14 protein-coding genes, 2 tRNA genes and 1 pseudogene are annotated in these 21,161 nt (G+C 66.5%); 13 read left to right on the forward strand and 4 right to left on the reverse strand.

Annotated features, from left to right (window positions below):
* The first annotated feature begins 130 nt into the window (after positions 1-130).
* The 5 genes from AB4Y92_RS16675 to AB4Y92_RS16695 all read left to right on the forward strand — a co-directional run bounded on the left by AB4Y92_RS16675 (position 131) and on the right by AB4Y92_RS16695 (position 7,464).
* Entirely contained in the window at positions 131-904 is a 774-nt protein-coding gene (locus tag AB4Y92_RS16675) for a ferredoxin--NADP reductase (protein WP_441820666.1), read from the forward strand.
* Positions 905-1,060: 156 nt separating this feature from the next.
* A complete protein-coding gene (gene rocF, locus AB4Y92_RS16680; protein WP_441820667.1) occupies positions 1,061-1,984 on the forward strand; it encodes an arginase in 924 nt (307 codons plus the stop codon).
* A 594-nt stretch (positions 1,985-2,578) separates the two neighbouring features.
* Entirely contained in the window at positions 2,579-5,107 is a 2,529-nt protein-coding gene (locus tag AB4Y92_RS16685) for a TonB-dependent receptor (RefSeq protein ID WP_441820668.1), read from the forward strand.
* Positions 5,108-5,493: 386 nt separating this feature from the next.
* Entirely contained in the window at positions 5,494-6,510 is a 1,017-nt protein-coding gene (locus AB4Y92_RS16690; RefSeq protein WP_441820669.1) for a TolB family protein, read from the forward strand.
* 453 nt (positions 6,511-6,963) lie between these two features.
* Complete coding sequence (locus tag AB4Y92_RS16695; protein ID WP_441820670.1) at positions 6,964-7,464, forward strand: CinA family protein; 501 nt, start codon at positions 6,964-6,966, stop codon at positions 7,462-7,464.
* A gap of 44 nt (positions 7,465-7,508) precedes the next feature.
* On the opposite strand, the gene AB4Y92_RS16700 is transcribed toward AB4Y92_RS16695, so the two are convergent.
* Positions 7,509-8,450 carry a bifunctional helix-turn-helix transcriptional regulator/GNAT family N-acetyltransferase gene (locus tag AB4Y92_RS16700; RefSeq protein WP_441820671.1) on the reverse strand — a complete coding sequence of 314 codons (942 nt, stop codon included), beginning with the start codon at positions 8,448-8,450 and terminating at the stop codon, positions 7,509-7,511.
* Between the two features lie 115 nt (positions 8,451-8,565).
* Between AB4Y92_RS16700 and lexA the strand changes: the two genes are divergently transcribed.
* From lexA to AB4Y92_RS16740, 8 genes and pseudogenes are all read left to right on the forward strand, one after another.
* Entirely contained in the window at positions 8,566-9,216 is a 651-nt protein-coding gene (gene lexA / locus AB4Y92_RS16705; protein ID WP_057943460.1) for a transcriptional repressor LexA, read from the forward strand.
* Between the two features lie 267 nt (positions 9,217-9,483).
* A complete protein-coding gene (gene recA, locus AB4Y92_RS16710; protein WP_441820672.1) occupies positions 9,484-10,509 on the forward strand; it encodes a recombinase RecA in 1,026 nt (341 codons plus the stop codon).
* Positions 10,510-11,203: 694 nt separating this feature from the next.
* Positions 11,204-11,665 (forward strand): annotated as a pseudogene (locus AB4Y92_RS16715) (regulatory protein RecX); the annotation flags it as partial.
* A gap of 165 nt (positions 11,666-11,830) precedes the next feature.
* Positions 11,831-14,464, forward strand: coding sequence for an alanine--tRNA ligase (gene alaS, locus AB4Y92_RS16720; protein ID WP_441820673.1), 2,634 nt, complete (start codon positions 11,831-11,833; stop codon positions 14,462-14,464).
* 144 nt (positions 14,465-14,608) lie between these two features.
* Complete coding sequence (gene csrA, locus AB4Y92_RS16725) at positions 14,609-14,812, forward strand: carbon storage regulator CsrA (RefSeq protein ID WP_036111509.1); 204 nt, start codon at positions 14,609-14,611, stop codon at positions 14,810-14,812.
* 78 nt (positions 14,813-14,890) lie between these two features.
* Positions 14,891-14,983, forward strand: a tRNA-Ser gene (locus AB4Y92_RS16730).
* 130 nt (positions 14,984-15,113) lie between these two features.
* Positions 15,114-15,190 (forward strand) — tRNA-Arg (locus AB4Y92_RS16735).
* 323 nt (positions 15,191-15,513) lie between these two features.
* On the forward strand, positions 15,514-15,861 hold the full coding sequence (locus tag AB4Y92_RS16740) for a DUF6717 family protein (RefSeq protein ID WP_441820674.1): 348 nt from the start codon (positions 15,514-15,516) through the stop codon (positions 15,859-15,861).
* A 130-nt stretch (positions 15,862-15,991) separates the two neighbouring features.
* Here the strand turns inward: AB4Y92_RS16740 and AB4Y92_RS16745 are convergent, their stop codons facing one another.
* From AB4Y92_RS16745 to kdpC, 3 genes are all read right to left on the reverse strand, one after another.
* Positions 15,992-16,720 carry a response regulator gene (locus AB4Y92_RS16745; protein ID WP_441820675.1) on the reverse strand — a complete coding sequence of 243 codons (729 nt, stop codon included), beginning with the start codon at positions 16,718-16,720 and terminating at the stop codon, positions 15,992-15,994.
* On the reverse strand, positions 16,717-19,428 hold the full coding sequence (locus AB4Y92_RS16750) for an ATP-binding protein (RefSeq protein ID WP_441820676.1): 2,712 nt from the start codon (positions 19,426-19,428) through the stop codon (positions 16,717-16,719). Before AB4Y92_RS16750 ends, AB4Y92_RS16745 begins: the two co-directional genes overlap by 4 nt.
* A gap of 1,125 nt (positions 19,429-20,553) precedes the next feature.
* A complete protein-coding gene (gene kdpC / locus AB4Y92_RS16755) occupies positions 20,554-21,153 on the reverse strand; it encodes a potassium-transporting ATPase subunit KdpC (protein WP_441820677.1) in 600 nt (199 codons plus the stop codon).
* Positions 21,154-21,161: the final 8 nt, after the last annotated feature.

Raw genomic sequence — 21,161 nt, forward strand, 5'->3', positions numbered from 1 at the left:
ATTCGTCCGCGAGCCGCGGCGCGCGCCACCCGCGATGGCATCCATTAATGACAATCGCGCGTCCGCCCGGTGACCGACCGTCCCGGCGGACTGCGTGTACGGAATATGTCCATAACAAGGAGTCACGACGATGCAGTTGGCGACCGAACGCGTCATCGAGGTCAAACACTGGAACGACAGCTTGTTCAGCTTTCGCACCACCCGCGATCCGGGCTTCCGCTTCGACAGCGGACACTTCGTGATGGTCGGGCTGGAAGTAGACGGCAGGCCGCTGATGCGCGCCTACTCGATCGCCAGCGCGCACTACGAAGAGCATCTGGAGTTCTTCAGCATCAAGGTGCCCGACGGCCCGCTGACCTCGCGGCTGCGCCACATCAGCAGCGGCGACGAAGTGCTGGTGAGCCGGCGTCCCACCGGCACGCTGGTGCTCAACGATCTCAATCCCGGCAAGCGCCTGTATCTGCTCGGCACCGGCACCGGGCTGGCGCCGTTCCTGAGCATCATCCGCGACCCGCTCACCTACGAGCGCTTCGAAACCGTGGTGCTGGCGCACGGCGTGCGCCGCATCAGCGACCTGGCCTACGCGGATTTCCTCGAACGAGAACTGCCCGCGCACGAGTTCCTGGGCGATCTGGTGCGCGAGCGCCTGATCTACTACCCCAGCGTCACCCGCGAGCCGTTCCGCAACCAGGGCCGCATCACCGATGCGATCGCCGACGGCTTGATGGCGCAGACCCTGGGCCTGCCGGCGCTGAACCCGATCGAAGACCGGGTGATGTTGTGCGGCAGCCCGCAGATGCTCGAAGACACCGCGATGCTGCTGGAAGGCCGCGGCTTCAAGCCGTCGCCGCGCACGCGCGAGCCCGGCGACTACGTGATCGAGCGGGCGTTCGTGGAGAAGTGAGGCAGAAGCCGGGAATCGGGAATAGGGAGTCGGGAATGGGAACGGCGAAAAGCAGGCACTTGCGAGCGCATTGCTGTTGTCGATCCCGGTGCCCGGTTGGCCCACATCGGATTCCCGATTCCCCATTCCCGATTCCCGGCCTTTCAAGGAACACACATGAGTCCCTCTCCAACCTCGGTCACGCTGATCGGCGCACCGACCGACATCGGCGCGGGCTATCGCGGCGCCCGCCTGGGCCCGGAAGCGCTGCGCATCGCCGGCCTGAGCGAATCGTTGCGCGCGCTGGGCCTGGACGTGGCCGACCGCGGCAACCTGGACGGCCCGCCCAATCCGTGGACCGAACCGGTCGACGGCTATCGCCATCTCGACGAAGTGGTGGCCTGGAATCAAAGCGTGATGGACGCGGTCGGCGCCGAACTGCGCGGCGGCCGCATGCCGATCCTGCTCGGCGGCGATCACTGCCTGGGACTGGGTTCGATCACCGCCGTCGCTAGGCATTGCCGCGAACACGGCAAGAAACTGCGCGTGCTGTGGCTGGACGCGCACGCCGACTTCAACACCCACGACATCACCCCGACCGGCAACATGCACGGCATGCCGGTGGCCTGCCTGATCGGACTGGGGCCGCGTGAACTCACCCACCTGGGCGGGCAAGCGCCGGCGATGCAGGTCGATGAGATGCGCCAGATCGGTACGCGCTCGGTCGATGCCGGCGAGAAGCAACTGATCAAACGCCACGGCTTGCCGGTGTACGACATGCGCAAGATCGGCGATATCGGCATTCGCAGGGTGATGGAGCAGGCGCTGGACGGCGTGGACGACAACACCCACATCCATGTCAGCTTCGATGTCGATTTCCTCGATCCCAGCATCGCGCCGGGCGTCGGCACCGTGGTCGCGGGCGGGCCCAACTACCGCGAGGCGCAGTTGGCGATGGAGATGATCGCCGAGAGCGGACGGGTGGGGTCGCTGGACATCGTGGAACTCAATCCGATCCTGGATCGCGATAACGGCACGGCGTTGGTGGCGATCGATCTGGTGGAAAGTTTGTTTGGGAAATCGACGTTGGTTCGGGATTGAGTGGGAGCTGAAAGAGTCGCTGACGAACCGCGTCTTCTCCCTCTCCCGCTTGCGGGAGGGATTTACGCCACTCCTCACACACCCTCACCTCAACCCCTCTCCCGCACCCGAAGGAAGTCACCTTGGGTGGCAAGCAGGAGAGGGGCTCTACGTCGCTCTATCGTTCAGGCGGTTTGACTGACGGAGCGATCCAATGGCTTGCCGTCGCGCGCTCGCGATCACCACGAAGAAATCCTGTCGCTTAGACGAACAGGCGAACTCGCGCTGCTCCGATCAAAGCTCACCCATCCAGCTAAAACCCGAACGTTCGTTCGTTTATCGCGCCGAATTCGCCGACGCAATTACTTGCCGACACAAAGGTGTTGCGACGCCGCATGACGTGTGCCGTCGTCATGCTAATTTCCGGACGCACATTCGATACCCGCCTCGCACACCAAGGCCGCATCGCGCGTGGATTGCGTATGCGACTTGGGCGCCTGGCGTGGCGCGTGCCGGATGGGAACCGGCACAGGCAGGCCGCATCACCGTCATCGCATCGCAGACATCGAAGTCAGCACGTTTTCGACGAAACGTTTTCACAAGGGGGAATACCAGATGATCGCTCGCTCGCCGGGTCGCAAGTCCTTGTCCTTGGCCATCGCATTCGGCCTGGCCGCATTCGCTGCGCACGCGCAGGCGCAACAGGCCGCCGCGCCGCCGCAGGAGGAGGAAGCCAAGACGCTCGCCGGTCTGACCGTCACCGCGCAAAAGCGCGAGGAGGCGATGCAGGACGTGCCGATCTCGATCACCGCCTTGCCCGAACAGCTGCTGCGCGACACCGGCGTGCGCGACGTCAAGGACGTGCAACTGCTGGTGCCGGGCCTGACCGTCAGCAGCACCCAGAGCGAAGTGCAGACGGTGGCGCGCATCCGCGGCATCGGCACGGTCGGCGACAACGCCGGTCTGGAATCCTCGGTCGGCGTGGTCATCGACGGCGTGTACCGCCCGCGCAACGGCGTGGGCTTCGGCGACCTGGGCGAGATCGAGCGCATCGAAGTGCTCAAGGGCCCGCAGGGCACGGTGTTCGGCAAGAACACCTCGGCCGGCGTGATCAACGTGATCACCCGCCGCCCGAGCTACGACACGACGGTGGAGGGCGAATTCACCATCGGCAACTACGGCGCGCTGGGCGCGGCCGGTTCGCTCAACACCACGATCGGCGAGAACGCAGCCTTCCGCATCTATGGCGCCAAGCGCAAGCGCGATGGCTTCACCGATGTCGAAGTGGGCCGCGGCCCGCGCGGCGAGCGCGAGGACGGCGACCAGAACTTCCACACCTTGCGCGGCCAGCTGCTGTTGGAGCCGACCGAGAACCTCGACATCAACCTGATCGCGGATTTCACCAGCCGCGAAGAAAACTGCTGCGTCGGCCTGACCACGGTGCGCGGACCGACCTCGGCGATCATCAACGGCCTGGTCGGCGGCATCGGCGTGGCGCCGGTGGCCGATCCGTTCGCGCGCCGCGCCTGGAGCAACCGGCCGACCACGCAGGACATCAAGGACAAGGGCATTTCCGCCGAGGTCAACTGGATCACGCCGTGGTTCGGCGGCGCCACCCTGACTTCGATCACCGCCTCGCGCGATTGGCAGGCGATCAACGGCCTGGACTTCGATTTCACCACCGCCGACATGATCTACCGCGACGCCGATCCGGACGAATCGTTCACCGGCTTCAAGCAGTTCAGCCAGGAATTCCGCCTGACCGGCGCGACCAACAAGCTCGACTGGATGGTCGGCTTGTTCTATGCCGACGAAGACCTCAAGCGCAACGATTCCTACAGCCTGGGCGCGCACTACGAGCCGTATCTGTCCACCGCCGTGCTGAGCCAGATCGCCGCGCGGTTCCCGGCCGGCGTGGTCAACACCGCCAACGCCGCGACCTTCCTGTCGCAGGCGGCGGGGCGTCCGTTCGGCAGCAGCTTCGGCGGCCTCGGCGCGCTCGACCGTTATCAGCAGAACAGCAAGAGCGTGGCGTTGTTTACGAACAACACCTGGCACGCGACCGATCAGCTCGATATCACCCTGGGCCTGCGCTACACCAAGGAAAACAAGGAACTCGATTCGGTCTACAGCAATCCCAACGGCGGCCTGGGCTGCGGCGCGGCGTTGTCGAACCCGGCGCGGGTCGGCCAGGCGCTGGCCGCGCGCGGCGTGCCGGTCGCCGCGCTCGGCGCGCTGGTGCCGCAGGTGGTCGGCTTCATGTGCTTGCCGTGGGCCAACACCTTGCACAACGGCCGGGTGACCAATCAGGAGCGCGACGAGAAGGAATGGTCGGGCACGGTGAAGGCCGCGTATCGCTGGAACGAGCACGTGATGGGCTACGCCTCGGCCGCGCGCGGCTACAAGGCCGGCGGTTTCAACCTCGATCGCGTGCAGTCCTCCAACGGCCTGTCGGCGGGCACCGCCGGCATTACGCCGGTCAACGACACTTCGTTCCCGGGCGAGTTCGTCGATAGCTACGAGTTGGGCGCCAAGACCACCTGGGCCGGCGGCAACTTGTTGCTCAACGCGACCTTGTTCCACCAGACCTATACCGACTTCCAGCTCAACAGCTTCCTGGGCACCAGCTTCGTGGTGCGTTCGATTCCGGAAGTGGTGTCGCAAGGCATCGACACCGAAATCTTGTGGCAGACGGGCCTGAAGGGCCTGATGCTGCAGGGCGGTGTGATGTACGCCGACACCAAGTACGGCGACGATCCCTTGCCCGACGCCGACCTGGCCAAGCTGCCCGGCGCGCGTGCGAGTTTCGCGCCGCTGTGGTCGGCCTCGGCGTCGGTGACGTACCAGTGGGATTTCTCTTCCGACCTGATCGGCCGCTTCAACATCGGCGCGAAGTATGCCTCCGACTACAACACCGGTTCCGATCTCGACCCGGAGAAGTCGCAGGACGCCTACACCGTGGTCAACGCGCGGCTGGGCTTCGGCGCCAAGAACCGGCGCTGGATGATCGAGGCCTGGGCGATGAATCTGTTCGACGAGGAATACAAGCAGGTCGGCTTCGACGCGCCGCTGCAGACCGGTTCGTGGAATGCCTTCCTCGGTGCGCCGCGTACTTATGGCATGACCTTCCGGGTGATGTACTGAGGGACCGGCGATGCTCCCGCCGCTGCGCATGCGGCGTGGCGGGAGCGGGGCAGGCGAATCTTTCGTTGGGTTTCGTCAGTCCGTTCGTAGCCGCCGCTCCTGCAGTTGCACTGCAGGAGCGGCACAAGCCGCGGCCGCACCGTTTCAAGAACGGCGTTTGCGACGACGCGAAAGCTCAGGCGTCGATCTCGCGCATCACACCCGCCGCCATCGCACCGGCTGACACTTGTCAGCGATCGTCGCTGCAAGCGCCAAACCGCCGCTGGCGATGACTAGCGGCACATGCCCGCGCCGGTCCGCGCGCCTAGCGTGAGCCGCGAACCATGGGCCATGGACCGGTATCGCCCGCGGACGCGACGTTCGCTTTCCACGCATCGGACTCCCGCATGACTTCCTTGATCAAACCGCTGGCGCAAGCGTCGGCGGCGTTGGCGCTGTGCGCCGGTTTGTCGTCGCCGTCCTTCGCCGCCGCGACCACGCCGGCGCAAACCGCGCCGACGATTTTCTCGCCCGGGGTGATCTCCGGCGCCGGCCACGACTCCGCGCCCGCGTTCACGCCCGACGGCGACACCGTCTACTTCGGCCGGCAGGCACCGGACACGGCGGTGATCATGGAATCGCACCGCATCGCCGATGGCTGGAGCGAACCGCGCATCGCGGATTTCTCCGGCGAATGGAGCGACATGGAACCGGCGATGGCGCCCGACGGCTCGTACATGGTCTACGTGTCCAACCGGCCGGCGCGCGCGGGCGACAAACCCGGCGACGGCTTCTACAACGGCAAGGCCTGGCCCGGCAAAGCCAGCGCGCTGTGGCAAGTGCGCCGTACTGGCAAAGACTGGAGCGCGCCGGAGCGTTTGCCGGAACAGATCAATCGCAGCACCTCGATCTACGCCCCGGCCGTCGCCGCCGACGGCTCGCTGTACTTCATGCATCCCAACGCCAAGACCGGCAATTTCCAGCTGTTCCGCAGCCAAATGCGCGATGGCCGGTATGAGGAACCGCAGCCGCTGCCGTTCAGCGGCGGCGAGCAGAACGACGTCGATCCGGCGGTGGCGCCGGACGAATCGTTCCTGATCTTCGGCTCGCGGCGCGAGCCGGCCAGCAAGTCGATGGATCTGTTCGTGGTGTTCCGCGGCGGCGCGGGCTGGGGCACGCCGCAGTGGCTGGGCGATGTGGTCAACGGCCCGAACTCGGATGCCGAAGCGCGCTTGAGTCCGGATCTGAAGACGCTTTACTTCAGCAGCGAACGCACGGTGCCGGCGGGGTATCCGCGGACTCGCGAGCAGACCCGCGCCGATCTGAAGCGCATCGCTGCTTGGGATAATTCGCTTTACAACATCTGGCAGGTGCCGTTGCGGCCGTTGTTGGAGAAGTATCGTGGGGAGGGTGGGGCGCGGTAGGGGCGGCGTAGGTCCACGCTCGTCATCCCCGCGGAGGCGGGGATCCAGGGCTTTATCGCGACGTACCTTTCGGGTGGAGAGTCGGCCGTCTGAAGTCAGAGGGGCGATGGGAGATCGAGCCCTCCGGCCGTCATCCCCGCGAAGGCGGGGATCCAGGGCTTTATCGCGACGTACCTTTCGAGTTGAGACGCGGCCGTCTGAAGTCAGAGGGGCGATGGGAGATCGAACCCTCCGGCCGTCATCCCCGCGAAGGCGGGGATCCAGGGCTTCATCGCGACGTATCTTTCGGGGCAGGCGCGGCCGTCTGAAGTCAGGCGGGCTTCGCTCCCGATCGATTGGCGACCCGGCCAGGGCTGGCCGCCCTGGCGTTCGTGGATGCGCGAGCCTGCGGCTCGCAAGCGCATCCACTCACCCAGCAAAGCCGTGCAGCCTTGGCCCGTTATAGTGGGCGCCATGACCGCAGACGCCTCCGACATCGCCTTGCAGCGCCTCGCCCAGCAGATCGGCGAGGACGCCCGCCTCAATCACCACATGCTGGTCACCGCCGAAAGCTGCACCGGCGGCTGGATCGCCAAGACCCTGACCGATATCGCCGGTTCCTCGGCCTGGTTCGAGTGCGGGCTGGTCGCGTACAGCTACGAGGCCAAACAGGCCTTGCTCAGCGTGCGTCCGCAGACGCTGGAGCAGTTCGGCGCGGTCAGCCGCGAGACGGTGATCGAAATGGTCTCCGGCGCCCTGGCCAATACCGGAGCGACCATCGGCGTCGCGGTGACCGGCATCGCCGGGCCCGGCGGCGGCACCGAGGACAAGCCGCTCGGCACGGTCTGGATCGCCTGGAAACGCCGCGGCGGCTATCCGCGCGCGGAGGTCTTCCACTTCGACGGCGATCGCGAGGCGGTGCGCCGCCAGACCGTGGCCGCGGCCCTGATGGGCATGCAGGCGCTGGTCGCCTGAGCCCTTCCGCGTGATCCGGCGCGCCCGGAAAGCGCGCGCCGCGATCAATCCAAATCGCGCGTCCACACCTGCCCGACCAGATCGTGGCCGAAGCTGTGGTGGCGCTCTTCCTCGATCAGCTTGAAGCCGTAGTCCTCGTAAATCCGCCGCGCCGAGGTCAACAGATCGTTGGTCCACAGCAGCATGCGTCGGTAGCCGGCCGCGCGAGTGAATTCGATGCAGGTTTGCACCAGGCTGCGGCCGACGCCGAGCCCGCGCGCGCGCGGATCGACCAGCAGGCAGCGCAGTTGCGCGGTATCGGCATCGTCCTCGTTGCGCACCACGAACACGCAGCCGATGCGCTCGCCGTCCAGTTCGGCGATCCAGCAGCGCTCGCGCTCGGGATCGTGCGCGGCGGCGAAGCGCGCGAACAGGCCCGCCACCAGCGCTTCGAAATCGCCGTTCCAACCGTATTCGTCCGCGTACAGCCGGCCGTGCCGCTCGATCGCCCAGCCGATGTCGCCGATCCGGTGGGTGCGGATTTGCACCCGCTGCGCTGCCGGCAGCGTCTGCGGCGACAGCGCGAGCTCGGCTTCGCCGATCGCGCGCAGCAGGCGGTCGCGCTCCAGCGGAGACAACGCCGCCAGCATCGCCGCGGTGGCCTCGTGCGAGCTGCGGTCGAGCAGGGCGAAGGCCTCGCGGCCCTTGGCCGACAGGGTCAGCACGAAGCTGCGCGCGTCGAGTTCGGAGCGGGTTTTCTCGACCAGGCCGGCGTCGGCGAAGGTCTGCAGGATCCTGCTCAGATAGCCCGGGTCCAGGCCCAGCGTGTCGCCGATGTCGCGCGCCGCGACTGGTTCGCGTTGGGCCAGTTCGAACAACACCCGCGCCTGGGTCAGCGGAAAGCGGCTGCCCAGCAAGTCCTCGTGCAGCACGCCGATGCGCCGGGTGTAGAACCGGTTGAAGGCGCGGATGGCGTCCACTTCGGCGGTTTCGATATCGGTGGCCATGACGGCGTCTCGATGGGGCAGAGCCGCAGATTCGGATAACTAATTGACTATGTCAAATAAATTTCCGCCTCAGCGGTCTTGCCGTCCCGGGTCGTTAGTAGTAATACTACTAACCATGAATCTGACCGACACCCAGCAAGCCATCCTCGCGCTGATCGCGGAACGGATCGACGCCGAGGGTATCCCGCCGTCCCAGACCGAGATCGCCAAGGCCCTGGGCTTCAAGGGCGTGCGCGCCGCGCAGTACCACCTCGACGCGCTCGAGGCGGCCGGCGCAATCGAACGCACCCCCGGCCGGGCCCGCGGCATCCGCGTGCTGCAGCCGCCGCAGCAGGCCCAGCGCGAGCTCGGCCTGGTCTCGGCCAACGACGAAGAGGCGATCCGCCTGCCGGTACTGGGCCGGGTCGCCGCCGGTTCGCCGATCGGCTCGGGTGCCGGGGTCGAGCCGGACAACTACGTGCTGCTCGACCGCAACATGTTCTTCCCGTCGCCGGACTATCTGCTCAAGGTCAAGGGCGACTCGATGCGCGACGAAGGCATCTTCGACGGCGACCTGATCGGCGTGCACCGCACCCACGACGCGCGCTCGGGCCAGATCGTGGTCGCGCGCATCGACGATGAAATCACCGTCAAGCTGCTCAAGATCGGCAAGGACCGCATCCGTCTTCTGCCGCGCAATCCCGATTACGCGCCGATCGAGGTCCAGCCCGATCAGGATTTCGCCATCGAAGGCCTGTACTGCGGCCTGGTCCGGCCCAATCGCTGAACCATGGGACGCGCAAAGGCCAACGTCGATCGTTACGGCTCGGTGCGCGCCTGCGCGCCCGTACACGCCGCGCAAGCGGCATTGCAAGGCCTGGATGAGTCGATTTCCGCCTCGATTTCGAGGAAAAATCCGACCCCCGCCCAGGCCGTGCCCCGGCTTACCGCCACGGTGGCGGGCGATAATTTAGTTCCAGGCGCGACGGTCTCAGTCTCTGCGATGCGCGTCCTCTAACTTCCCCTCACCACGACAGACTTAAGGAATACAGCGATGGACGAGAACAAAAAGCGCGCTCTTGCGGCCGCCCTGGGCCAGATCGAAAAGCAATTCGGCAAGGGCTCGGTGATGCGCATGGGCGACCGCGCGGTCGAAGTCGCCGAGGTCATCGGCACCGGCTCGCTGATGCTCGACATCGCGCTGGGCATCGGCGGCCTGCCCAAGGGCCGCGTGGTCGAGATCTACGGCCCGGAATCCTCCGGCAAGACCACGCTGACCCTGCAGGCCATCGCCGAATGCCAGAAGAAGGGCGGCACCGCGGCCTTCATCGACGCCGAGCACGCGCTCGATCCCATCTACGCCGCCAAGCTCGGCGTCAACGTCGATGACCTGCTGCTGTCGCAGCCCGACACCGGCGAGCAGGCGCTGGAAATCGCCGACATGCTGGTGCGTTCGGCCGCGGTCGATATCGTGGTCATCGACTCGGTCGCCGCGCTGACCCCCAAGGCCGAAATCGAAGGCGAAATGGGCGACCAGCTGCCCGGCCTGCAGGCCCGTCTGATGAGCCAGGCGCTGCGCAAGCTGACCGGCAACATCAAGCGCTCCGGCACCCTGGTGGTCTTCATCAACCAGCTGCGCATGAAGATCGGCGTGATGATGCCGGGCCAGAGCCCGGAAGTGACCACCGGCGGCAACGCGCTCAAGTTCTACGCCTCCGTGCGCCTGGACATCCGTCGCATCGGCGCGATCAAGAAGGGCGACGAGATCATCGGCAACCAGACCAAGATCAAGGTCGTCAAGAACAAGCTTGCCCCGCCGTTCAAGCAGGTCGTCACGGAAATCCTCTACGGCGAAGGCATTTCGCGCGAAGGCGAGCTGATCGACATGGGCGTGGAAGCCAAGCTGGTCGAGAAGTCCGGCGCCTGGTACAGCTGCGGCGATGAGCGCATCGGCCAGGGCAAGGAAAACGCGCGCCAGTACCTCAAGGAAAACCCCGAGGTCGCCGCGCGCCTGGAAGCGCAACTGCGCGAGAAGTTCGTCCCCAGCGACGCACCGCGCGAAGAGGCCGTCGAGGACTGATCCTCGCCGGCACGGTTAGATGAGTTCCGATCGGGATGACGGACGGCGCCATGGTGGTGGCGCCGACGGCACGGCCGGGCAGGGCGATGAGCCCTCGCCCGGCCGTAGCGGTGCGCGTCTCGATGAATTGCGCGCGCGGATGCGCGCGATCGAAAGCAACGCCAAGGCGGCGGCTTCGCTTCGCGGTGAAGCCGGCCGCGGTGGCGAGTCGGGCAACCGCGCGAGCGGAGCGGCCCGATCCGTCGAGGCCGAGGCCGGCGCAGGTGCCGGTATCGATGCCGAAACCGAAGGCGACGAAACATCGTCAGCGTTCAAGGCAGGAGCCGAGCGCAAGCCGCGCCGCTCCGGCCTGGGCGGCGGCGGCTTCGGCCAGCGCCGAAACCGCCCGAAGCGACCCGCGTACGGCTCGGAAATGAACGAGTCAGAAGACGAGCCAGAACGAAGCCACACGGCTTCGGGGCGGGACGCCGCGGCGCGGCCCAGGTGGCCGGCCACTTGGTCGCACCGTCCCGGCTCCCTCGATGCCGAAGATGAATCGCCGCGGCTCGCCGCAGCGGGCGAGGGGCCGGCCAACCCCGGCGGACCGGCTGCATCCGAGCTGCAATCCGGCCCGGATTCCGGCGCCGAGGCCGCTTTCGACAACGACTACACCCCGTTATTCGACGAAAGTCTAAGCGACGCCTCCCGTGGTTCGCGCCGGCGGGGCGCGCGCGAGCAGACCGCGACCCAGCGCGCCCTGGGCCTGCTGACCCGGCGCGAGCATTCGCGCAAGGAACTGACCCGGAAACTGACCTCGCGCGGGCTCGATCGCGAGGAGGCCGTGGCGGCCGTCGATCAGCTCGCTGATGCCGGCTGGCAGAACGACGCCCGCTTCGCCGAGAGCATGATTCGCAGCCGCGCCGGCAACGGCTACGGCCCGGTGCATATCCGCGCCGAGCTGGCCATGCACGGCCTGGACAGTCAGATCGTCGCCGAGGCGCTGCAGAACTACGAAGGCGATTGGCTCGACAATGCCCGCGAATTGGCCCGGCGCCGCTACGGCGAGGGCTATTTTCTGGACCCGGCATTGCGCCGAAAGGCCGCGGATCTGCTGATACGGCGCGGCTTCGACAGCGAAACCGTGCGTAATGCCAGTCGTTCCTGTGCGCAGGACTGAACGGCCGGGCATATTTGCTGCGCAGCCTTGCGCATAAAGCCCCCGGGCCTGCTAGGCTACGCGGCTTTCGGGTCCCCGGGTTGCCTGTTCCAGTCGATGCCCCCATCGTGGTGGCATGGGTTCGGTCGAGCGGTCCGCTCCCGACCAGGCGACTATCTCCCAGGCATGAAGACCACCACTGAAATCCGCAGCGATTTCCTCGAGTTTTTTCGGGGCAAGGGCCACACCATCGTGCCGTCGGCACCGTTGGTGCCGGCTAACGACCCGACCTTGTTGTTCACCAACTCGGGCATGGTGCAATTCAAGAACGTATTCCTCGGCAGCGAGAAGCCGGGCTACGTGCGCGCGGCCGACGTGCAGCGCTGCCTGCGTGCCGGCGGCAAGCACAACGACCTCGATCAGGTCGGCTATACCGCGCGTCACCACACCTTCTTCGAAATGCTCGGCAACTGGTCCTTCGGCGATTACTTCAAAGACGACGCCATCACCTGGGCCTGGGAACTGCTGACCCAGGTGTGGGGCCTGCCGGCCGAACGCCTGCTGGTCACCGTCTACCACACCGACGACGAAGCCTTCGATCTTTGGAACAAGAAGATCGGCGTGCCGGCCGAACGCATCGTGCGCATCGGCGACAACAAGGGCGCGCCGTTCGCTTCGGACAATTTCTGGCAGATGGCCGACACCGGCCCCTGCGGCCCGTGCACGGAAATCTTCTACGACCACGGCGCGCACATCGCCGGCGGCCCGCCGGGTTCGCCCGACGAGGACGGCGATCGCTTCATCGAAATCTGGAACCTGGTGTTCATGCAGTTCGACCGCCAGCCCGACGGCACGCTGCTGCCGTTGCCGGCGCCGTGCGTGGACACCGGCATGGGCCTGGAACGTCTGGCGGCGGTGCTGCAGGGCGTGCACGGCAACTACGAGATCGACCTGTTCCGCCATCTGATCGCGGCCGCGGCCAAGGCCACCGGCACCGCCGATCTGGAAAACAAATCGCTGCGCGTGATCGCCGATCACATCCGCGCGTGTTCGTTCCTGATCGTGGACGGCGTGCTGCCGTCCAACGACGGCCGCGGCTACGTGCTGCGCCGGATCATCCGCCGCGCGCTGCGCCATGGCTGGATGCTCGGTCAGAAGGGCCCGTTCTTCCACAAGCTGGTCAAGGCGCTGGTCGAAGTGATGGGCGATGCCTATCCGGAACTGGCCGCCAAGCGCGAGTTCGTCGAAGCCGCGCTGGCCGCCGAAGAAGAGCGCTTCGCCGCGACGCTGGATTCGGGCATGCGCATCTTCGACGAGATCGCCACGCGCTCGCACGGCACCATCGCCGGCACCGACGCGTTCAAGCTCTACGACACCTACGGCTTCCCGGCCGACCTGACCGCCGACATCGCGCGCGAGCGCGGCCTGTCGGTGGACATGGCCGGCTTCGAAGTCGAGATGGAAAAGCAGCGCATCATCGCGCGCAAGGCCGGCAAGTTCGGCAACGCGACCACGATGCCGGCCGAACTGGCCGCGCAGCTGGCGCCGACCGAATTCCTCGGCTACGACCACCTCACCGAAGGCGGCCTGCAAGTCGTGGCGCTGCTGCGCGACGGCGCGCCGGTCGAGCAGCTCGACGCCGGCGACGAAGGCGTGGTCATCCTCGACCGCACCCCGTTCTACGCCGAAAGCGGCGGCCAGGTCGGCGACACCGGCGAGCTCGACGAAGCCGGCACCCGTTTCGTGGTCGGCGATACGCAGAAGTTCGCCGGCCAGTTCCACGGCCACATCGGCACGCTCACCGCCGGCAGCCTCAAGCGCGGCGACCGCGTCCTGGGCGCCGTGGACGAAGCCCGCCGCTCGGCGACTGTGCTCAACCATTCGGCGACCCACCTGCTGCACGCGGCCCTGCGTCGCCTGCTCGGCGACCATGTGACCCAGAAGGGCTCGCTGGTCGCTCCGGACCGCCTGCGTTTCGACTTCTCGCACTTCAACCCGCTGACCGACGCCGAGCTCGCCCAGATCGAGCGCCAGGTCAACAGCGACGTGCGCCGCAACTACGAAGCCGAAGTCCACCAGATGGGCATGCAGGAAGCCATCGACTTCGGCGCCATGGCGCTGTTCGGCGAGAAGTACGGCGACCGCGTGCGCGTGCTGCGCATGGGCGAGGCCTCGACCGAACTGTGCGGCGGCACCCACGTGTCACGCACCGGCGACATCGGCCTGTTCAAGATCGTGGCCGAAAGCGGCGTCCAGGCTGGCGTGCGCCGGATCGAGGCGTTGACCGGGCAGGGCGCGCTGGATTATGTAGCCGAAGAGGAGCAGCGCCTGGAGCAGGCCGCGCGCCTTCTCGGCGGCAACGCGGGCGACGTGGCCGACAAGCTGCGCGCGCTGCTGGACCGGCAGAAGAAGCTCGAACGCGAGTTGGAATCGATTAAAGCCAAGGCCGCTTCCGGCGCCGCCTCCGACCTGGTCGCCTCGGCGGCGCAGATCGGCGCGGTCAAGGTGGTAGCGACCCGGCTGGAAGGGTTTGACGCCAAGGCGTTGCGCGAGGCGGTAGACAGCCTCAAACAGCAGCTTGGCGACGCGGTGATCGTGCTGGCGGGCGCCAGCGACGGTAAGGCGGCCTTGGTCGCTGGAGTGAACGGAAGCGCGGCTGGCAAGGTCAAGGCGGGGGAACTCCTCGCGCACGTGGCCAGTCAGATCAACGGTAAAGGCGGCGGCCGTCCGGACATGGCGCAGGGCGGAGGCGATGACGGCCCGGCCCTGATCCAGGCTCTTGCGGGCGTTGCGCACTGGGTTGAGAGTAAGCTTGTCTGAATGGCGAACAGTGACCTCTATCGCTTGCGACCTAGTTTGACCGGTCGCTAAGATGGTTCACGTTTGTGTACAAATTGAAGCATTCTTCCTGATGGAAAAGAATGCCAACGCCGGTACTACGGTCCCGGCTCGAGGAGGTTTTCAATGCTGATCCTGACGCGTCGCGTCGGCGAAACCCTGATGATCGGCGACTCGGTGACCGTCACCGTGCTCGGCGTCAAGGGGAACCAGGTGCGTATCGGTATTACCGCACCGAAAGATGTCGCGGTCCATCGCGAGGAGATTTATCAGCGCATCCAGCGAGGCGAGGACGCGTCGGACGATTCTGGCAAAAACGCCGGCGGCTGATAAAAAAAGTTTGTCGCAAGCGTTGCCGTAAAACGGGTGAGCCGTTATGCTTCCCGCCCGCATTGCTTCAATAGATGCGGAGAGTTGCCCGAGAGGCTGAAGGGGCTCCCCTGCTAAGGGAGTATAGGGTCAAAAGCTCTATCGAGGGTTCGAATCCCTCACTCTCCGCCAGTTACAAATGGAAGCCGCCAATGGCGGCTTTTCTTTGCTAATTGTCGGTTTGGCGGTATCGATGATCAGCAAAAAAGAGTTTGAAAAATGTTGACGATGCGCTGATTAATCGTCATAATTTTCCAACTAGGCGCCCGTAGCTCAGCTGGATAGAGCACCAGGCTACGAACTTGGGGGTCGGAGGTTCGAATCCTTCCGGGCGCGCCACTACAAAGAAAGCCGGCAATCGAAAGATTGCCGGCTTTTTCTTTGCGCGTTTTCTTTACCTGTTCGCGCCTTGCGCAGCGCGTGTTCATGCCTTGCGCGGTCGCCGGGCCGATGGCGTGTAACGAGGTTCGAATGCAAAGCGCATCGGTCAGCGATGCACGGCGCAGGCGTCGAGTTCCGAATGCCGTCGCGGTCGCCGCGCGAAGACGCCGGCTGCGATCTCCGGGCTCATCCGGCGCACGCGCCACCGGCACGAACCTATGCCTTGCGCACGCGTGCGCTTGCCACCATAGTCCCGGCCTTTCTGGCCAAAGGACCCCGCCATGAACGCCATCGTCGCGATTCATCCGTACAAGACCCACGGCATGTGGGTGTTCGACGACCTCGCGGTCGGACTGCGCGAGGAGCCGTTCGTCTCCGGTGCCGACACGATCATCGATCACATGGTCGCCGGCATCGACGGCGCGCAGAACGGCTTCACCCTGCTGTTCTCGACCAATCCGTTTCCGGGCTATCAGCTGCAGCTGGACTGGCAGCGCGCCGACCTCAGCGGCAACTGGTATCGCAGCGAATCGATCGGCATGGAAGGCTGGCTGTGCCCGGCCTTGCTCAAGTACTTCGATGCGCCGCCGCCGACGCTGTACGCGCAATTCCGCGCCAAGGCCGCGTAAGGCGGGCAGTCGTCTCGCGCACGAGCGCCCGGCGCGCCCGTGCGCGGCGCGACTTGAGCGGCCGCTACACGCGATCGTGGATTGAAGCGGCCCAAGCGCATGCGCCGCACGCGCCGGTCGAACCCGGCTTTCAGCGCGTCTCGATGAAACGCAGCCCCACGCCCGGCTCGGTGGCGATATAGCGCGGCGCCGCGGCGTCGTCGCCGAGCTTGTGGCGCAGCTTGCCGACCAGGATGCGCAGGTAATGCGTGTCCTCCTGATGCGTCGGCCCCCACAGCTCGCGCAGCAGCTGCGGCTGCGTGACCACGCGTCCGGCGTGCTGGAACAGCATCGCCAGCAACGCGTACTCCTTGCGCGCGAGCACCACCGGCTCGCCGTGCAGATGCACCTCGCGCCGCGCCAGGTCGATGCGCAGATGGCCGTCGTCGAACACCGGCAGGGTCTCGCCCTGCGGGCCGTGCGCGCGCAGCAGGGCGCGCACACGCGCCATCAGCTCCTGCACGCCGAAGGGTTTGGTGACGTAGTCGTTGGCGCCGCCGTCGAGCGCGGCGACCTTTTCCGATTCGCTGGAACGCACGGTCAACAGGATCACCGGCACGCCCGACCACTGGCGCAGTTCGCGCAGCACGTCGTGGCCGTCGCGATCGGGCAGGCCCAGATCCAGGATCACCAGGTCCGCGCCGCGCGTGGCCAGCGTTTCCAGGCCGCTATTGCCGTTCTCGGCCAACTCGACCGCATAGCCCTGGGCGCGCAGGGCGATGTCGAGAAACTTGCGGATCTGCGGCTCGTCGTCGATCACCAGCACGCGCACGGGCGGCGCGGCCTGCGGGTGCGAATGCGGAGCGTGGTCCTCGGTCATGGCGCGGCGGCGGGCTCGGGTTCGATAGGCGGCAGGGTAATGCGGATCGTGGTGCCGCGGCGACCCTGGGCATCGGGCTGGCCGGGCAGGGCGACGACGTTGCCGCCGTGCGCGCCGATCATGCCCTGGCAGATCGCCAGCCCCAGGCCGGTGCCCTGGCGGCCGCGATCGCCGCGCTCGACGCTGTAGAACATGTCGAAGATGCGCGCGCGTTCGTCCTCGGGAATGCCCGGGCCGCGATCGCTGACGTCGATGCGCAGCACCTGCTCGGGCTGGGCGCCGGGCTCGTTATCGACCCGGCGCGCGTCGATGCTCACCGGCGTGTCGGGCGGGGAGAACTTCACCGCGTTCTCGATCACGTTGAACAGCGCTTGCTCGATCAGCGCCGGATGCACCCAGATCGGGCCGAGCCCGGGCTGCAGCCGCACCTCGAAGCGCGCGCCGGGCTCGTAGCGCTGCAGGCGTGTGACCGCCGAGCCGATCAATTCGTCCACGCCGATCCAGTCGCGATTGAGCGCCAGCCCGCCGTGGCCCAGCCGGGTCATGTCGAGCAGATTCTGGATGTAGCGATCCAGCCGTTCGCCTTCGATGCGGATGGTTTCCAGCAAGGCGTGGCGGTCCTCGCGCGGCATCGCTTCGGCGTAGTTGTCCAGGCTGCTGGCGGCGCCGATGATCGAAGCCAGCGGCGAGCGCAGATCGTGCGAGACCGAGGACAGCAGCGCCGAGCGCAGGCGTTCGGTTTCGCCGCTGACGCGCGAGTCTTCCAGGTCGGCGACCAACCGGGTGCGCAGAACCGCCTGGGCGACATCGTCGGTCATCGCTTCGGCCAGCCGGCGTTGCTCGGCGCCCAGTCGCGTCAACGACTGCGCGAACCGCAGTCCCACCACGCCCGCGGCCGGCGCGTCGGCGTTGCTGCCTTTCAACGGCAACAGCCACCAATCCGACCCAGCCAAGGTATCGGTGTAGCGGCCGGCGGGCTGGCGATGCTTCAGGCTCCAGTCGGCGGCGGCGCGGTCCTTGTCGTTCATCTCCGGCAACTGCTCGCCGCGCAGCGGCGCGTCGCCGATGTAGACGAAGGCTTCCACGCCCAGCGAGCGCTTGAGCGCGTTGCGTCCGGCGCGCACGACCTGGCCGACGTCGGCGGCGGTGGACAATTCGCGGCCGAGGCTCTGCAGTTCGGTCGCGTGCGCATTGGACGCGCGCAAGGCCAGCACCTGCATGCGCAGCTTCGAGGCCAGGCGGCCGGCGACCAGCGCCGCGGCCAGGAACAGCATCACCGTCGCCACGCCCTGGCGCGCGCCGATCAGCAGGGTGAAGCGCGGTTCGATGAAGAAGAAGTTGTATGCGAGAAAGCACAGCACCGAGGCGATCACCGCCGCGGTCATGCGCGTGCGCGCGGCGACCACGACCACCGCGACGATGAAGATCAGCGACAGATCGCCCAGGCCGATCCAGCGCTCGGCGACCCAGGCCAGGGCGGTGGCGAGGGTGGCGGCGAACACCGCCAGCGCCGCGTCGCTGCGATTGAGCAGGCCGCGCAGACGTCCGCCGTTGTCGCGCATCGACCGCCGCGCCTTCGCGCGCGCTTCCGGCGTGCTGACGATGGTCAGCTCGTAGTGCGCGCCGCGCTGGATCAGCTGCTGGGTGAGGGTGCGATTGATCATGCGCGCGAGCGGCCGCTCGCGGGTGCGGCCTAGCACGATGGTCGATACGCCGGCGCGTTCGCCGTGATCGAGCAAGGCATCGACGATGCTGTTGCCGTGCAGCACCACCGCCTCGCCGCCGAGCCGGCGGGCAAGGGCGAAGGCGCGGTCGAGTTCGGATTGGCGCGCCTCGTCGGGCGCGCCGCCGGTATGGACGGTGACCACGATCCACGGCGAATCGCGGCGTTCGGCGATGCGCCGCGCCACCCGCACCAGGTATTCGGACTGGCCGAGCCCGTCGATGGCGACCATCACCGCGCGCCGCAGCGGTACGCCGGGCAGGCCGCGCGCGGTCTGGGCCTCGCGCAGGTCGCTGTCGACGCGATCGGCGGCGGTCTGCATCGCCAGTTCGCGCAGCGCGGTCAGGTTCGAGGGCGAGAAGAACGCCTGCAGCGCGTGCGCGGCCTGTTCGGGCACGTAGACCTTGCCCTGTTGCAGACGCTCGATCAGCTCGCGTGGCGGCAGATCGACCAGAACGATGTCGCGCAGGCGGTCGAACAACGCATCGGGCACGGTTTCGCTGACGCGCACGCCGGTGATGCGGTGGATGACGTCGTTGAGGCTTTCCAGGTGCTGGATGTTGATGGTGGTGTAGACGTCGATGCCGGCGTCCAGCAGTTCCAGCACATCCTGCCAGCGCCGTTCGTGGCGGCTGCCGGGGGCGTTGCGGTGGGCGAGTTCATCGACCAGCGCGACCTTGGGCTTGCGCGCGAGCACGGCGTCGAGGTCCATTTCCTCGAGCGTGCGGCCCTGGTAGTCCAGGCGTTTGCGCGGGAGCACGTCGAGGCCTTCGACCAGGGCCGAGGTTTCGGCGCGGCCGTGGGTTTCGACGATGGCGACGACGACGTCGATGCCGCGGCGCTGCAGTTCGCGGGCGCGGCCGAGCATGGTGTAGGTCTTGCCGACGCCGGGCGCGGCGCCGAGGAAGATCGTCAACCGCCCGGCGCCCTGGCGTTGCAGTTCGCCCATGAGGGCATCGGCTTGGGCGCTGCGGGGGTCGGTCATGCGGGAATTGTGCGCTGGGTGGGTGATGGGTGTGTAGTGGTGCGGGTGGGGGGTGGGGCAGACCGTGGCCTCGCCATGGCTCATGGTTCGGCTCGGCTTTTGCCGTTGCGCTGGCGTTTCCTTTCCGCCGCAGCCCTTCCGCCGTTGCTTCACCGCTGTTGCTTTAACGCTGTTGCCTTAATGCCATTGCTTCATCGTTGTTGCTATTGCTATTGCTATTGCTATTGCTATTGCTATTGCTGTTGCTGTTGTCGGGCGCAGCTTGTAACTCGCGAGACCGAAGGACACCCGGAGGGCGGCGCACATGGACGTGCGCCGGGTGCCACCTTGGGCAGGATGCCCAATGTGGCACCTGCCTGCGTCGGCATCGCACTCGTGGCTTTTGACTCGAAACAGCCCAAAGCGTTTTCTTTGGTTACTTTCTTTGTCGCTTTGGACAAAGAAAGTGACCCGCCGCTTTATGGCGGAAGCGTTTAGCGTTTGATCTTGCCTGTTGCGCTTGATCTTGCTTGGGGCTTCTAGGGCTTCCAAGAAACCTGAAGTTCCTGATCGAAACAACCAGACCCGCGCACTCCCTCCTATCGTCATTCCCGCGAAGGCGGGAATCCAGCGACTTCAAACGTTCTCGCACGAAAGGCACTGGATTCCCGCGTTCGCGGGAATGACGAGCAAAAGAAGCCTCAAGCAGAGCGAGAGCAAGAGCAAGAGCAAGAGCGAGAGCGAGAGCGAGAGCAAGATCAAACGCCTAAAGCTTCCGCCATGGAGCGGCGGGTCACTTTCTTTGTCCAAAGCCACAAAGAAAGTAACCAAAGAAAGGGCTTTGGCTGTTTCGAATCAAGAGCCACGAGTACGGTGCCTGCGCGGGCAGGTGCCACATTGGGCATCCTGCCCAAGGTGGCACCCGGCGCACGTCCATGTGCGCCGCCCTCCGGGTGTCCCTGGTCTCGCGAGTTACCAGCGACGCCCAGCAACGACAAAAGCAAAGGCGAAGCAAAGGCAGGGCTGAGCAGAGGCAAAGCTAAGCGAAGCAGAGACAAAGCGAAGCAAAATCTTGGCAACGGCAACGGCAACGGCAACGGCAACGGCAACGGCAACGGCAACGGCCGCGCGGCGATAAGCATCGAATCAGCGCGCCGCATCCAGGGCCAGATTGAGCCGCAGCACATTCACCCGCGCCTGCCCAAGCGCACCGAACTGCGGCGCTTCAGTGTTCGCGGCAATCAGGGCCTGAATCTTGGCCGCGTCCACGCCGCGCGCCTTGGCCACGCGCGCGGCCTGCACCTGCGCCGCGCGGGGCGAGATGTGCGGGTCTAGGCCGCCGCCGGATTGGGTGGCCAGTTCGGCCGGGACTTCGCTCACGGCGATGCCCTCGCGCTGGGCGATCGCCGCGGTGTCGTCGGCGATGCGTTTGCGCAGGTCGGGATTGCTGCGCGCCTGGTTGCTGCCCGATGCGGCCGTCGGATCGTACTTGGCCGCCGAGGGGCGCGCCTGGAAATACTTCGCGTCGGAGAAGGGCTGGGCGATCAGCGCCGAGCCGACGGCATGGCCGTCGTGCTCGATGATAGAACCGGTGGCCTGCCACGGGAACGCGACGCGGCCGAGCGCGGTGCCGGCGAGCGAGTACAGCAGGCCGAAGCCGAGCAGGGAGACGGCGGCGAACAGCAACGGCGCGCGCAGCCCAATGCGGTCGTCGATGCTGGCGGCTTGAGTGGTGGGAGTGTTCATTTCGTTGT

The sequence above is a fragment of the Lysobacter sp. TAB13 genome, from assembly GCF_052113885.1.
In the GTDB taxonomy this organism is placed as follows: domain Bacteria; phylum Pseudomonadota; class Gammaproteobacteria; order Xanthomonadales; family Xanthomonadaceae; genus Lysobacter; species Lysobacter gummosus.

Bases quoted from the DNA above. Each gene is read 5' to 3' on its own strand.
- AB4Y92_RS16675 (WP_441820666.1), top strand. From the start codon at position 131: ATGCAGTTGGCGACCGAACGCGTCATCGAGGTCAAACACTGGAACGAC.
- rocF (WP_441820667.1), top strand. From the start codon at position 1,061: ATGAGTCCCTCTCCAACCTCGGTCACGCTGATCGGCGCACCGACCGAC.
- AB4Y92_RS16685 (WP_441820668.1), top strand. From the start codon at position 2,579: ATGATCGCTCGCTCGCCGGGTCGCAAGTCCTTGTCCTTGGCCATCGCA.
- AB4Y92_RS16690 (WP_441820669.1), top strand. From the start codon at position 5,494: ATGACTTCCTTGATCAAACCGCTGGCGCAAGCGTCGGCGGCGTTGGCG.
- AB4Y92_RS16695 (WP_441820670.1), top strand. From the start codon at position 6,964: ATGACCGCAGACGCCTCCGACATCGCCTTGCAGCGCCTCGCCCAGCAG.
- AB4Y92_RS16700 (WP_441820671.1), bottom strand. From the start codon at position 8,450: ATGGCCACCGATATCGAAACCGCCGAAGTGGACGCCATCCGCGCCTTC.
- lexA (WP_057943460.1), top strand. From the start codon at position 8,566: ATGAATCTGACCGACACCCAGCAAGCCATCCTCGCGCTGATCGCGGAA.
- recA (WP_441820672.1), top strand. From the start codon at position 9,484: ATGGACGAGAACAAAAAGCGCGCTCTTGCGGCCGCCCTGGGCCAGATC.
- alaS (WP_441820673.1), top strand. From the start codon at position 11,831: ATGAAGACCACCACTGAAATCCGCAGCGATTTCCTCGAGTTTTTTCGG.
- csrA (WP_036111509.1), top strand. From the start codon at position 14,609: ATGCTGATCCTGACGCGTCGCGTCGGCGAAACCCTGATGATCGGCGAC.
- AB4Y92_RS16740 (WP_441820674.1), top strand. From the start codon at position 15,514: ATGAACGCCATCGTCGCGATTCATCCGTACAAGACCCACGGCATGTGG.
- AB4Y92_RS16745 (WP_441820675.1), bottom strand. From the start codon at position 16,720: ATGACCGAGGACCACGCTCCGCATTCGCACCCGCAGGCCGCGCCGCCC.
- AB4Y92_RS16750 (WP_441820676.1), bottom strand. From the start codon at position 19,428: ATGACCGACCCCCGCAGCGCCCAAGCCGATGCCCTCATGGGCGAACTG.
- kdpC (WP_441820677.1), bottom strand. From the start codon at position 21,153: ATGAACACTCCCACCACTCAAGCCGCCAGCATCGACGACCGCATTGGG.